This window comes from Paraplanobispora siamensis (genome assembly GCF_016863175.1).
Classification (GTDB): domain Bacteria; phylum Actinomycetota; class Actinomycetes; order Streptosporangiales; family Streptosporangiaceae; genus Planobispora; species Planobispora siamensis.
This window is the reverse complement of record NZ_BOOJ01000041.1, coordinates 44,014-56,215: the sequence shown is the minus strand read 5'-3', so window position 1 is coordinate 56,215 and position 12,202 is coordinate 44,014. Positions and strand designations below refer to the sequence as shown.

Sequence of the window (12,202 nt, the reverse complement as noted above, 5' to 3'; positions counted from 1 at the left end):
GGGCGTCTCGCCGCCCGGCGTCTCGCCACCCGGAGTCTCCTCACCCGGGGTCTCTCCACCGGGCGTCTCGCCGCCCGGCGTCTCGCCACCCGGAGTCTCCTCACCCGGGGTCTCCCCGCCCGGAGTCTCGCCACCGGGGGTCTCCCCGCCCGGAGTCTCCCCACCGGGGGTCTCCCCGCCCGGCGTCTCGCCACCCGGAGTCTCCTCACCCGGGGTCTCGCCGCCCGGGGTCTCGCCGCCCGGCGTCTCGCCGCCCGGCGTCTCGCCACCCGGCGTCTCGCCACCCGGCGTCTCGCCACCCGGAGTCTCGCCACCCGGGGTCTCCCCACCGGGGGTCTCGCCGCCCGGCGTCTCGCCACCGGGGGTCTCCCCGCCCGGAGTCTCCTCACCCGGGGTCTCGCCGCCCGGCGTCTCGCCACCGGGGGTCTCCCCGCCCGGAGTCTCCTCACCCGGGGTCTCCCCGCCCGGAGTCTCGCCACCGGGGGTCTCCCCACCAGGCGTCTCGCCACCGGGGGTCTCCCCACCAGGCGTCTCGCCACCCGGAGTCTCCCCACCCGGAGTCTCCCAACCAGGCTTCTCTCCACCGGGCGTCTCCCCCTCCGGGGTCTCCCCGCCCGAGGTCTCCTCACCCGGCGGGCATTCCTTCGTGGAGGAAGATGGGGATTCGACACTGCTCTTCGTCTTTTCGAGCGCGTTCTTCATCACGCTGTCGATCACGTCGGAGGCCTCGATGCTCTTCCCGCCCTCGGAGCAGGGGCAGAGCGAGGAGGAAGAACCTCCATGAGAACCGTGTTTCCCCTCCGAGACCGTGGACGATCCGGAGGGGGACCCGCCGCTTGTGAAGGCGCTGGCGGTCGCGGGCAGGGAAACACCAAGAACTAAGCACCCGGCCACGGATACAGTCAGGCGGTATACGACCTTCTTCATGGTTTTTCCTCTGATGTGGCGGCACTCACTGGAGAACCGAAAACGAGTACGGGCCAGCACCAATGCCGAAAACTTCCGGCCCCGGCCTGGCTTGACGACGTCAATGGTGTCGACCGACCTCGGCCGCACCGGGGAAGACGTGGCGCGTTTTCGCCAACCTTGGCGAAGGCCCTACTCGTCTTATAAAAACGCCCATGTCATAACTTGAGCGCTACCACTGCCACCAAAGGAAATGCACTGAATTCTTTTCTCGCCCATTCGGAGCCTGGGTACGGCCGCGCCGCCGTACCCCCGTGCACCCTGGGACTCAGCCGAGCTGCGCCTCCGCGGCGGCGATGATCTCCTGCAGGCGCAGGCCGTGGATGGCGTCGAGCGGGTGGGCGCCGCCGCCGCGCACGGCCGTGGCGAACTCGGCGATCATCGTGGAGAAGGTCTCGGGGCCGATCGCGCTCCCGTCGACGGACTCCCGGCCGAGCCTGCCGTAGACGTCCACGTGGGGAGGCGGGGTCTGCCCCGGCGCGCTCAGGCACAGCGAGGCCTCGCTGACCGCGCCGGTCTCGTGCTCCAGCAGCAGCCCGACCCAGCCCGTCGGGTTGCCGTGCGCGCGCACCCCGGCGACCGGGCCGAGCGCGGCGTCCAGCATGTCGATCATGTGCGGGCCGACGTCGAGGATCGCGCCGCGCTCCAGGCGCCACGGGGTGGCGAAGTGGCCGCCGAGCATGGCGCCGGAGACGTTGGCCGCGTGCCCGCCGAAAGGCTCGACCGCCGACACCCGAGCCAGGAACGCCCGGACCGCGGCCGAGTAGCGCCACGTCAGGCACATCTGGGAGACCACGCCCGCCTCGCCGATGGCGTCGGCCAGGCGCCTGGCGCCGTCCAGGTCGGCCGCGAGCGGCTTCTCCAGCAGCAGGGCCTTGCCCGCCTTGGCGGCCTGGACGCCGAGCTCGGCCTGTACGGCGGGCGGCACCGAGAAGAGCACGGCCTCACAGGCGTCGAAGAGCTCCTCGATCTTCTCGAAGACCGGCGCGCCCAGTCTGGCCGCGGCCTCGGGCCGCCGGGCCCACACTCCAGCCAGCCGTGCGTACGGCCCGGCCGCCAGCATCGGCGCGTGCACCATCTCCGCCCACGGCCCGGCACCGACCAGGCCCACAGATACCGTCACATCTCCAGCTTCTCACGGGCCCAGGACCTGATCGCGTGTTCCGGGCGGTGCGCGGTGGTGCCGCCGTCGACGACGATCGTCTGACCGGTGACGCAGCGCGCCTCGTCCGAGGCCAGGAAGGCCACCAGCGCCGCCACGTCGCCCGGGTCGGCCGCCCACGGCAGGACGCGTTCCGCGGCCTTCTCCGCCAGCCGTTCCGGCGTCATCACGGCCCGCGCCACGTCCGTCATCACCAGGCCGGGGGCCACCGCGTTGCACCGGACGCCGCGGGAGCCGTACATCGTGGCGACGTAGCGGACGAAGCCCACCAGCGCCGCCTTGGAGGCGCCGTAGGCCGCGTGGTCGGCATCGCCCACCAGGGCGGACACCGAGGAGGTGATCACGATCGCGCCGCCGCCGGTCATGGCCGGGACGGTGTGCTTGACCATGAGCATCGCACCGCGCAGGTTGACCGCCATCGTCCGGTCCCAGACCGCCACGTCCATGTCGAGCAGGTCCCCGTCCCTGCCGTAGACGTCGCGGTCCAGGCAGGCCGCGTTGGAGTGCACCACGTCCAGCCGCCCGAACGAGGCCACCAGCTCGGCGACGGCGTCCTCGACGGCCTTCTCCTCGGAGACGTCGCAGTGGAGCGCGCACGCCGTACCGCCCGCTGACCTGATCGCCGAGGCGACCGCCCGCGCGCCGGCGAGCCGCAGGTCGGCGACCCCGACGCAGGCCCCCTCGGCGGCCAGCCGGCGCGCGGTGGCCGCGCCGATCCCCGAGCCTCCGCCGGTGACCAGGGCGACCTTCCCGTCGAAGCGCATCACCACTCCACGGGCAGCGCGGTCAGGCCGCGGCCGACGATCGAGGCGCGGTAGGAGACCTCCTGCCCGGGGACGAGCCGGAGCCGGGGCAGGCGCTCGCCCAGGATGTCGAGGGCGGTGCGGAGCTGGAGGCGGCCCAGGGCGGCGCCCACGCAGAAGTGGATGCCGTAGCCGAAGGTCATGTGGGCGTCGGCGTTGGGGCGGTCGATCCGGAAGCGCTCGGGGTCGTCGAAGACGGTCTCGTCGTGGGCGGCGGAGTCGGTGGACAGCAGGCACAGCGACCCGGCCGGGATCGTCGTCCCGCGCAGCTCGATGCCGGTGGTGGCGTAGCGGAAGGAGCCGAGGCTGGCGCCGTCGATGCGCATGCACTCCTCGACCGCGTTGCGGGTCAGCTCCGGCGGCACCGGCCAGATCCCCTCGCGCAGCAGCCGCAGCACGCTGTTGCCGAGCTGGTTGGGCACGGTGTCGTTGCCGCCGAGCAGGATCGTGGAGATCAGCTCGACGACCTCGCGGTGCGACAGCTCGTTGCCGATCAGGGAGGTCATCAGCGAGGTGAAGTCGTCGCGCGGCTCCCGGGCGCGGGAGGCGACGAGCCGGTCCACGTAGTCGAGGTAGGCCAGGAAGCTCTCGGCCAGCGCGAGCTGCCGGTCGGGCGGCTGCGGTGACAGGAACAGCTGGAACCAGTCCTTCACGTGCTGCTTGACGAACTCCTCGTCCTCCTGCGGCACGCCGATGAAGCGGGCGGTGAGCTTGGCCGAGGGCTCGTGCGCGATCTCGGCGACGAAGTCCGCCGCCCCGCGCGGGGCCATCCGGTCGAGCAGGTCCTCGTTCAGCTCCCGGAACCGCTGCTCCATCGCCGAGACCGCGCGCGGGGTGAAGGCCCGCGACACCGAGCGGCGCAGCCGGGTGTGCACGGGCGGGTCCACGTTGGCCACGAAGCTCGACAGGAACGAGCCGTGCTCGCCCAGCTTGAGCCGGGTCTCCTCGGACAGGCTCCGGGAGATCGTCAGCGACCCCTCGGAGGAGAAGCGCCCGGGGTCGCCGTAGGCGGCGCGCACGTCCGCGTACCGGGTCAGGACGTAGGCGCCGAGGTGCTCGCTGCGGAAGACCGGCCGCTCGTGGCGGAGCCGGCGCAGGAAGTCGTACGGCGCGGCGACGTGCCAGGCCGCGCCGACGTCGAAGTCATCAGCGTCGATCATGGGGGACCTCTCGGACTCGGTACGGCTCTCGGCAGGGCTCTCAGTACGGCTCGCGCCGGGTGAGGATGTCGCGTGGGTTGACGACGAGCATCCGGTGGATCTGCTCCTCGGTGACGCCCCGTCTGCGCAGCTCGGGGAGCACGTCCCGGGAGATGTGCAGCAGGTGGTAGTCGGGGTGGCGGCGCCGTACCACCTCCTGGTCGAAGCGGTCGTTGAAGCAGTAGGAGTCGTGGGACAGGACCATGCGGCCGGCGTGCCCCCGCTCGCACATGGCCGCCACCGTCGCCACCCGGTCCTCGAAGGGGCTGATCGTGTTGATGCCGAAGCGGTCCATGCCCAGGTAGGAGCCGTTCGCGATCAGTTCTTCCAGATAGGCCAGGTCGGTGGAGTCGCCGGCGTGGCCGATCACCACCCGGCCCAGGTCCACGCCCTCGGAGGCCAGGAGCTTCTGCTGCTCCAGGCCGCCGCGCGAGGCGCTGTGGGAGTGGGTGGTGATCGGGGCGCCGGTGGCCCGGTGCGCCTGGGCGACGGCGCGGAAGACCCGTTCGCAGCCGGCGGTCATGCCCAGGTGGTCGGAGGCGCACTTGAGGATGCCCGCCTTCACGCCGGTGTCGCCGATGCCCTCGGCGATGTCCCGGACGAAGAACTCGGCCAGCCGGTCGGGGCCGCCGAACAGCGAGCCGGGGCCGCGGTTGCCGAAGTACGGCGGGAGCGCGTCGTAGGTGTAGAGCCCGGTGGCGACGACGATGTTGACCTCGGTCAGCTCGGCCACCCGCTGGACCGCGGGCACGTAGCGGCCGAGCCCGATCACGGTCAGGTCCACGATGGTGTCGATGCCGTGGCCCTTCAGCTCGGTCAGCTTGTCGGCGGCCTCGCGGGCCCGGAGTTCGAGGTCCCAGCCCTCGGGGATGTCCGGCCAGTTCCACAGGATCTCCGGGCTGAGCCCGAAGACGTGCTCGTGCATGAGGGTGGCGCCCGGGTCCTCCACCGGGCCCGCGACGGTCTCGACGTTCACGATGGGCTCAGGCATGGGGGACGACCGGGAACTTCGCGTGCTCGAACGGCCGGTTGACGGTCAGGCCCAGGTCGTCGGTCTGCCGGTACGGCGTGCCGGTGTAGAGGGCGTCGGCGTCGAAGTAGGTGACGGTGAACGACACGCGGGGGGTGTCGCGGCGGTTGGCGGGGGCGCCGTGCACGGTCAGCGCGTGGTGCACGGTCGCGTCCCCGGCGGCCAGGTCGAGCGGCGGGGACAACTCCAGCTCCTTCAGCCAGGGGTGCTGGGTGAGCTGGTCGTCGCCGTCGCGGGTGAAGGAGCGGCCGAGCACGCCGTACCGGTGCGAGCCGCTGTAGAAACGCAGGGAGCCCATGTCGGCGGGCACGTCCACCAGGGCGAGCCAGAGCGTGAGCATCGCCGAGCGGTCCATCGGCATCCACGGGAAGTCCTGGTGGAACTCGGTGGCTCCATGGCCTCCTCCGCCCTCCTTGACCAGCAGGTTCGTCACCTGCACACGCACCCCGGCCACCCCGCGCAGCAGCCGGGTGGCCGCCCGGCCGAGCTGGGGGGCCAGGGCCACCTCCCGGAAGTGCCCGTCGGTCTCGGCGACGTCCCTGGACTGGCCGAAGGCCTGGTCCACCTTGGTGGTCACGGCGCGGGAGCGCCCGGCCAGGTGGTTCAGCGCCCGCTCCCGCAGGACGGCCACGCGATCGGGGCCGACCAGGCGCGGCAGCCGTACCCAGCCGTTGCGTTCGAAGAAGGCGACCTCGTCGTCGGTCACGTCGCGGACCGGGGTGTCGTCAGCCATGGGCTCAGTGTCGGACCGGAACCCCTTATAAAGCAAGCGCTTGGTATACACCACCGGGGGAGGCTCCGCCCGCAACCCCGGCGGGAGCCGCACCGGTCTCCGGGACAGGGCATGCCGGACCCCGGGAAAACCCTCCGCAACCCCGGGGAAGGCCCCGTCGCCCGCACCACCGCAGCGAGCGGACCCTGACGCCATGACGAACCTCGACACCCCCGGGTCGGGCGCCGACACCTTCGCCCGCCACGCCATGGTCGCATCGGCGTTCCCCTCGCCGCCGCTCCTCGCCGTCTCGCCCCCGCCGGCCCCCTTCGGCACCACCGGCGGGGGCGAGACCTACGTCCGCGACCTCATCGCGAACCTGGACGGCTACGGCCCGTTCCCCTGGCCGAGCCTTCTCAGCTCCGTCCTGCTCACCCCCGCGCTCTTCGCGGTGAGCACGGTCGTCCGCCGGCGGTCGCCCCTGGGCGGGCGGAGCCGTTCACCCTATACTTACCAAGCGCTTGATAGGTTAGGGGGACGGGATGGACCGGCCGTTCAGGTTCGCCGCCGTGGTGCGGGAGGCCGCCTCGGGCCGGGAGTGGGCCCGCAAGGCCCGCCGCCTGGAGGAGTCCGGCTTCGACGTGCTCCTGGTCCCCGACCATCTGGTGGGCTCGCGTTTCGCGCCCGTCGCGGCGATGACCGCGGCGGCGTGCGCGACCAGCCGGCTGCGGGTCGGCACCCTGGTGTTCGCCAACGACTTCCGCCACCCGGCCGTGCTGGCCAAGGAGACCGCCACCGTCGACCTGCTGTCGGAGGGCCGCCTGGAGCTGGGCCTGGGCACCGGCTGGATGGCCGCCGACTACGGCGCCGCCGGGCTGGCGCTCGACCCGCCGGGGACCCGGGTGGACCGGCTCGCCGAGGCGATCACGGTCCTCAAGGGGCTGTGGGGCGAGGGCCCGTTCACCTTCCACGGCGAGCACTACCGGATCGACGGGCTGGACCAGCGGCCCAAGCCGGTCCAGCGGCCGGGCCCGCGGCTGATGCTCGGCGGCGGCGGGCCGCGCGTGCTGCGCCTCGCCGCCCGCGAGGCCGATGTGATCAACCTCACCATGCGGGTCAGGGCGGACGGCTCCGGCCCCGACGGCGCGGACGGCGGCCTGGACGCCTTCCTCGCCAAGATCGACGTGGTACGGCGGGCCGCCGGTGACCGCTACGGCGCGATCGAGCTCGGCACCAGCGTCCTGCGGCTGGGCGAGCGCGGGCGGGGCGCCTCGTGGAGCGCCGCCGACCCGTCACGCCAGGACGAGACCCCCCAGGTGCTGCCCGGCACCCGCGCCGACGCCGTGGACAAGCTCCGCCACTGGCGCGACACCCATGACCTGTCCTATTTCGTCCTGCACCACGAGGACGACCTGGACGCCTTCACCCCGATCGTGGAGGAACTCGCGGGACGTTGAGCCGCGGTGGGGCGATGCCGAATCGGCGGGAGCCGTACGGGCATCATGAGTTCATCATGAACGAGATGATTCTGCTTCGGCACGGCGAGACCGAGTGGAGCCGGGACAGGCGGCACACCGGACGCACCGACCTGCCCCTCACCCCCAGGGGCGAGGACGAGGCGCGGGCGCTGGCCCCCCTCGTCAAGGACAGGGCGCTGGACCTCGTCCTGGTCAGCCCCGCCCTGCGGGCCCGCCGGACGGCCGAGCTGGCCGGGCTGACCGGCTACGAGGTCGATCCCGACATGTGGGAGTGGGACTACGGCGGCTACGAGGGGATCACCACCGCCACGATCCGCCAGACCCGGGCCGGCTGGTACCTGTGGCGTGACGGCGTCATCCCCGGCGACGCCGGCCACCCCGGCGAGAGCGCCGCGCAGGTCGCCGAGCGCGCCGACCGGGTCATCGCCCGCGCGAGCGCCGCGCGGGGCGACGTCGCGCTGGTCGCCCACGGCCACTTCCTGCGGGTCCTGGCGGCCCGCTGGCTCGGTCAGCCACCCGAGGAGGGCCGCTTCTTCCGGCTCGACACCGGCACCTACTCCCGTCTCGGCTTCGAGCACGGCCAGCAGGTGATCCTCACCTGGAACGCCCCGATCTGACTTCCCTGCCCGGAGGCTCAGCTCTGATGCGACGGTGTCGATAGTCCGACTGGTGCTGCGGGATCGGCCCGTGGCGGCATCTGAGAAAGAGTTTGACCGGACATGAAGAAGTTGGACGACCTGAAGGTCGGTGTACGCCTGGGTGGCGCGTTCGCATCGGTGGGCGCGTTGTTGTGCGTGGCGGTCGGCGTGGGCGTGGCGGGCCTGTCCTCCGCGCATGACGCGGCCAACCGGACGGACGCCACCGCCGCGATCCGCGGCGCGGCGCTGACCGCCAAGTTCCACGCCGCCGACTTCGCCGGCTGGCAGACCGGCTACGCCTTCGACGCCCAGCGCGGCGTGCCGGGCGCCGCCGACGACAACGCCGGCCAGCGGCAGAGCTTCCTGGCCTCCACCGCGGCCTTCCGCGAGGACCTGAAGAAGCTTGCGGGCATGGAGCTGACCGCCACCCAGCGGGAGGACCTGGAGACGGCCGGGGAGGCGTTCGAGGAGTTCATGCGCGTCGACGAGCAGATCGTCGCCGCCTACCGCAGCGGCATGCCCGCGGACATCGAGAAGGCGGGCGGCCTGGTCTCGGGCGAGGCGCTGGAGCACTTCGCCAAGGCGGCCGAGGCCGTCGACGAGCTGGCCGCCGAGGCCGGTGAGAACCTCACCGCGACGGCCACCGACGCCCGGTCCTCCAGCGAGACCTCCCTGTACGTGATGCTGGTCGCCGGTGCGCTGTGCCTGCTGGTGGCCGCCGCTCTGGCCGCCCTGGTCACCCGGACCATCACCCGGCCGTTGAGTGCGACCGTGCAGGTCCTGCGCAAGGTCGCCGGCAAGGACCTGACCGTGCGCGTCGACACCTCCCGCCGCGACGAGCTGGGCGACATGGCCCGCGCTCTGGACGAGACCCTGCGGGTGCTGCGCGACTCCTTCTCCACGATCAGCCGGCAGAGCACGACTCTGAGCGATGCCTCCCGCGAGCTGACCGTCGTCTCCGGGCAGATGGACACCGCCGCCGCCCACACCTCCGCGCGTTCCGGCCATGTCGCCGCCACCGCCGAGCAGGTCTCCTCCAACGTGCAGACGATCGCCGCGGCGAGCGAGGAGATGAGCGCCTCCATCTCGGAGATCTCCAACAGCGTCAGCCAGGCCGCCCGGGTGGCCGACGCCGGGGTCGATGCGGTGCGCGGCGCCGGCGAGACCGTGGCCAAGCTGGGCGCCTCCTCGGCGGAGATCGGCTCGGTCATCAAGACCATCACGAGCATCGCCGAGCAGACCAACCTGCTGGCCCTGAACGCCACCATCGAGGCCGCCCGCGCGGGCGAGCAGGGCAAGGGCTTCGCGGTCGTCGCGGGCGAGGTCAAGGACCTGGCCCAGGAGACGGCCAGGGCCACCGAGGACATCGCCCGGCGGGTGGAGGCCATCCAGGCCGACACCGACGCGGCCATCGCGGCCATCGCCGGCATCAGCGAGGTCATCACGAGCGTCAGCGAGCACTCCACCACCATCGCCGCCGCCGTCGAGGAGCAGAGCGCCACCTCCGGGGAGATGAGCCGCAACATCTCCCAGGCCGCCGTCGGCGCCGGTGAGATCGCGACCGGCATCACCGAGGTCGCCTCCGAGGCTCAGACCACCACGTCGGGGGCCGCCGAGTCCCGCCGTACCGCCGACGAACTCGGCCGGGTCGCCACCGAGCTGCACGGCGTCGTCGCCCAGTTCACCGTCTGATCCCGGCAGCCGGACGGCCCGGCAGCTGGGAGCGCTCGGCGTCCGGGCCTGACAGTCGCGTCCGCCACGGCGGGTGCGGCCGTCAGGCCGGGGACAGGCGGGAGCCCGGGAAGGGCGCCAGCAGGGTCTCCCGCCACGGCCCGTCCAGGAAGTCGCGGGCCCGTCTGCTCCAGGCGAGCAGGCGCTCGTCGGGCTCGACCTCGTCGTCGAGGCCGAGGGCCGCGTCCCGGGCCCGCTGCGTCGCCAGGTGCGCGTCCAGGGACATGCCCCAGATCGTGACGACCTCGGTGTCGCAGAACAGGACCTCGTACAGGCCGACCGGCCGGTGGCCGTGGTCGGCGAGGACGGGCGCGCGCTCCTCGCGGACCGCGTCGAGATAGTCCAGGGCGGCGCCGGGGCGCACCCTGGCGCTCTCGAAGAGATAGAACGGCGCGGCGTAGCCCTCGGCGGTGATGTCGGCCAGGGCCGGGCTGCCGCGGACCGCGCCGAGCGGGCGGGAGAAGGCGGAGAAGCGCAGGTCGTCGATGTCGGACAGGAACAGCCTGTCGTCGACGCCGTCGTAGATGTTCATCATCTGCCGCCAGCCGCCGTCCCAGCCGCCGTGGCAGTCCCAGAGCGTGACCGCCCTGAACTGCGGGTGGCCCGTGATGCCGACGGCGTAGAAGGCCCCGACGAGGTCGATCTCCCGTGACCTGATCGACAACCCCTTCGTCAGCTCCGGGCTGCCGAGGGTCTCGTCCTCCTTCTTGTAACGGGTGAGCCAGGTCAGGTACTCCAGCGGCCTGCGCGAGTTCATCGGCCGGAAGTCGACTTCCTCGACCAGGTAGATCCCGCGCCGCATGGAGCCCTCCCTTACCAAGCGAATGCTTGGTTGGCACACTAGCCCAGGAGTCGCGGGCCGTACAGGCCGCCGATCACGCGGCCTGCGCCGGCCCGGGCCGCGGGCCGCGCCCGGTCAGCCACTCGACCACCATGCGGTGACCCCGGCGGGCGTCCTCGAAGTGCCCCCAGCTCCAGTAGCGCGGCTGGTCACGGACCCCGGTGACCCAGGTGCGATAGGACACCCCGAGCGTCGCACCGCTGTCGGCGGCCGCCGATCCGACCCCGTAGGTGCGGATCATGACGCGGCCGCCCGGCGCGAGAAGCTCGTCGTCGGCCACGGGATACAAGGTCATCTGGTCGAGCATGGTTCGATCCCCCTCTTTCGGTATGGGTCGAACTCTGCCCGTCTGTCCCCCGTTCCCCGTTACATGACCGGCGCGTGCAGGTTAACCACACGCGCCGGAGGTAAAAACGGCGTTACGCCGTCAGGCTGTCGAACTCCCCGTCCTTGACCCCTAGCACCAGCGCGCGGATCTCGTCGCGGGTGTAGATCAGGGCCGGACCGTCAGGGAATCGGGAGTTGCGGACCGCCACGCTGCCGTCCGGCAGTTCGGCGAGCTCGACGCAGTTGCCCGTCGAGTTGCTGTAGCGGCTCTTTCGCCAGTCGGCCCCGGCCAGGTCCGTGGCGGGCATGCCGTTATAGGTCTGCTCCATTTAGATCTCTCTGAGAAGGGCGCCGAGTAACTCGGTGGTCCCTCCGGGTGTCGTGCTCTCCACGCACAACTGCTCCATGGCCGTGAGGTATGGATCGATGTCCTCACGTTTGTCCAGGTAGAGGGCCCCCCAGAGCTGCTCGACGTAGACGACGTCCGACAGGTCGGACTCCGGAAATCTGAGGATGCTGAACGCGCCACCCTCGGCCGCATGCATGCCGAACTTGAACGGCATCACCTGGAGAGTGATGTTGGGCAGAGCGGAGGCCTCCAGCAGGTGCTGGAGCTGCTCCCTCATGATGTCCCTGCCCCCGATCGGCCGTCTCAGTGCCGCCTCGTCGATGACCGCCCACAGCCGCGGGCCGTCCTTCTTCGACAGGCGGTCCTGCCGTTGCATGCGCATATGCACACGGCGCTCGATCTCCGCGTCGGGCACGTCCGGGTAGCCGAGCCGGATCACGGTGCGCGCGTAGGAGGACGTCTGGAGCAGGCCGGGGACGAACTGCACCTCATAGGTGCGGATCAAGTTCGCCGCCTCCTCCAGCCCCACGTAGGTGGCGAACCAGTTCGGCAGGATGTCGCCGTACTTGTGCCACCAGCCAGGGGTGTTCGCCTCGCGGACCATCTCCAGCAGGCTGCGCCGTTCCGCGTTGTCGAGCACGCCGTACAGGGTGAGCAGGTCCTCCACGTCCCGAGTCTTGAATCCCACACGGCCCAGTTCCATCCGGCTGATCTTGGACTCGGAGGCCCGGATGTGGAATCCGGCGACCTCTCTGGTGAGCCCCTTCTCCTCACGCAGGCGGCGAAGACTCGCGCCGAGCATGATGCGCCGGACGGTGGAACCGGTACCCGGAGGGTCCATGGACACGTGGTGCTCCTTGCTCGCTTCCTGATCGACAGTCTGTCACTTCACAACCGGAAATTTCCCGGCTAAGGACAAGATCCCCTTTCGTCCGAGTAAGCGAATTCAGGGGTACCGTAGCGCCT

The 12,202-nt window shown here is 71.6% G+C and carries 13 protein-coding genes; 3 read left to right on the top strand and 10 right to left on the bottom strand.

The window, feature by feature from the left end:
• The 6 genes from Psi01_RS25355 to Psi01_RS25330 all read right to left on the bottom strand — a co-directional run.
• Positions 1 to 927, bottom strand: a 927-nt coding sequence (locus tag Psi01_RS25355) for a hypothetical protein (protein WP_204066602.1), incomplete at its 3' end; no start/stop codon positions are given.
• Between the two features lie 307 nt (positions 928 to 1,234).
• The gene (locus tag Psi01_RS25350; protein WP_204066601.1) at positions 1,235 to 2,089 is read right to left on the bottom strand and encodes a Gfo/Idh/MocA family protein; all 855 of its coding nucleotides are present in this window, start codon (positions 2,087 to 2,089) and stop codon (positions 1,235 to 1,237) included.
• Positions 2,086 to 2,892 carry an SDR family NAD(P)-dependent oxidoreductase gene (locus Psi01_RS25345; RefSeq protein WP_204066600.1) on the bottom strand — a complete coding sequence of 269 codons (807 nt, stop codon included), beginning with the start codon at positions 2,890 to 2,892 and terminating at the stop codon, positions 2,086 to 2,088. Before Psi01_RS25345 ends, Psi01_RS25350 begins: the two co-directional genes overlap by 4 nt.
• Positions 2,892 to 4,091 (bottom strand): cytochrome P450, encoded by a 1,200-nt coding sequence (locus Psi01_RS25340; protein ID WP_204066599.1) that lies wholly within the window; start codon positions 4,089 to 4,091, stop codon positions 2,892 to 2,894. The genes Psi01_RS25345 and Psi01_RS25340 overlap by 1 nt, the downstream gene beginning before the upstream one ends.
• A 40-nt stretch (positions 4,092 to 4,131) precedes the next feature.
• Positions 4,132 to 5,121: a phosphotriesterase family protein gene (locus Psi01_RS25335; protein ID WP_204066598.1), complete on the bottom strand. Its 990-nt coding sequence runs from the start codon at positions 5,119 to 5,121 to the stop codon at positions 4,132 to 4,134.
• A complete protein-coding gene (locus Psi01_RS25330) occupies positions 5,114 to 5,893 on the bottom strand; it encodes a phytanoyl-CoA dioxygenase family protein (RefSeq protein ID WP_204066597.1) in 780 nt (259 codons plus the stop codon). The genes Psi01_RS25335 and Psi01_RS25330 overlap by 8 nt, the downstream gene beginning before the upstream one ends.
• 521 nt (positions 5,894 to 6,414) lie before the next feature.
• Here Psi01_RS25330 and Psi01_RS25325 point away from each other — a divergent pair.
• The 3 genes from Psi01_RS25325 (at position 6,415) to Psi01_RS25315 (ending at position 9,680) form a co-directional block, all read left to right on the top strand.
• Positions 6,415 to 7,329, top strand: a complete 915-nt coding sequence (locus tag Psi01_RS25325) for a TIGR03621 family F420-dependent LLM class oxidoreductase (protein ID WP_204066596.1) — start codon at positions 6,415 to 6,417, stop codon at positions 7,327 to 7,329.
• Between the two features lie 56 nt (positions 7,330 to 7,385).
• A complete protein-coding gene (locus Psi01_RS25320) occupies positions 7,386 to 7,967 on the top strand; it encodes a histidine phosphatase family protein (protein WP_204066595.1) in 582 nt (193 codons plus the stop codon).
• A 102-nt stretch (positions 7,968 to 8,069) separates the two neighbouring features.
• Positions 8,070 to 9,680, top strand: coding sequence for a methyl-accepting chemotaxis protein (locus Psi01_RS25315; RefSeq protein WP_204066594.1), 1,611 nt, complete (start codon positions 8,070 to 8,072; stop codon positions 9,678 to 9,680).
• A gap of 82 nt (positions 9,681 to 9,762) precedes the next feature.
• Here the strand turns inward: Psi01_RS25315 and Psi01_RS25310 are convergent, their stop codons facing one another.
• The 4 genes from Psi01_RS25310 to Psi01_RS25295 form a co-directional block, all read right to left on the bottom strand.
• Positions 9,763 to 10,521: a hypothetical protein gene (locus tag Psi01_RS25310; protein WP_204066593.1), complete on the bottom strand. Its 759-nt coding sequence runs from the start codon at positions 10,519 to 10,521 to the stop codon at positions 9,763 to 9,765.
• A 73-nt stretch (positions 10,522 to 10,594) separates the two neighbouring features.
• Positions 10,595 to 10,855, bottom strand: a complete 261-nt coding sequence (locus Psi01_RS25305) for a hypothetical protein (protein WP_239128012.1) — start codon at positions 10,853 to 10,855, stop codon at positions 10,595 to 10,597.
• A gap of 124 nt (positions 10,856 to 10,979) precedes the next feature.
• Positions 10,980 to 11,216: a DUF397 domain-containing protein gene (locus Psi01_RS25300; RefSeq protein WP_203879276.1), complete on the bottom strand. Its 237-nt coding sequence runs from the start codon at positions 11,214 to 11,216 to the stop codon at positions 10,980 to 10,982.
• On the bottom strand, positions 11,217 to 12,077 hold the full coding sequence (locus Psi01_RS25295) for a Sco1979 family transcriptional regulator (protein WP_239128011.1): 861 nt from the start codon (positions 12,075 to 12,077) through the stop codon (positions 11,217 to 11,219). It lies immediately after the preceding gene.
• Positions 12,078 to 12,202 lie beyond the last annotated feature (125 nt).

Coding starts and splice junctions, on each gene's coding strand:
- Psi01_RS25345 (WP_204066600.1), bottom strand. CDS start 2,892: ATGCGCTTCGACGGGAAGGTCGCCCTGGTCACCGGCGGAGGCTCGGGG.
- Psi01_RS25340 (WP_204066599.1), bottom strand. CDS start 4,091: ATGATCGACGCTGATGACTTCGACGTCGGCGCGGCCTGGCACGTCGCC.
- Psi01_RS25335 (WP_204066598.1), bottom strand. CDS start 5,121: ATGCCTGAGCCCATCGTGAACGTCGAGACCGTCGCGGGCCCGGTGGAG.
- Psi01_RS25330 (WP_204066597.1), bottom strand. CDS start 5,893: ATGGCTGACGACACCCCGGTCCGCGACGTGACCGACGACGAGGTCGCC.
- Psi01_RS25325 (WP_204066596.1), top strand. CDS start 6,415: ATGGACCGGCCGTTCAGGTTCGCCGCCGTGGTGCGGGAGGCCGCCTCG.
- Psi01_RS25320 (WP_204066595.1), top strand. CDS start 7,386: ATGAACGAGATGATTCTGCTTCGGCACGGCGAGACCGAGTGGAGCCGG.
- Psi01_RS25315 (WP_204066594.1), top strand. CDS start 8,070: ATGAAGAAGTTGGACGACCTGAAGGTCGGTGTACGCCTGGGTGGCGCG.
- Psi01_RS25310 (WP_204066593.1), bottom strand. CDS start 10,521: ATGCGGCGCGGGATCTACCTGGTCGAGGAAGTCGACTTCCGGCCGATG.
- Psi01_RS25305 (WP_239128012.1), bottom strand. CDS start 10,855: ATGACCTTGTATCCCGTGGCCGACGACGAGCTTCTCGCGCCGGGCGGC.
- Psi01_RS25300 (WP_203879276.1), bottom strand. CDS start 11,216: ATGGAGCAGACCTATAACGGCATGCCCGCCACGGACCTGGCCGGGGCC.
- Psi01_RS25295 (WP_239128011.1), bottom strand. CDS start 12,077: ATGGACCCTCCGGGTACCGGTTCCACCGTCCGGCGCATCATGCTCGGC.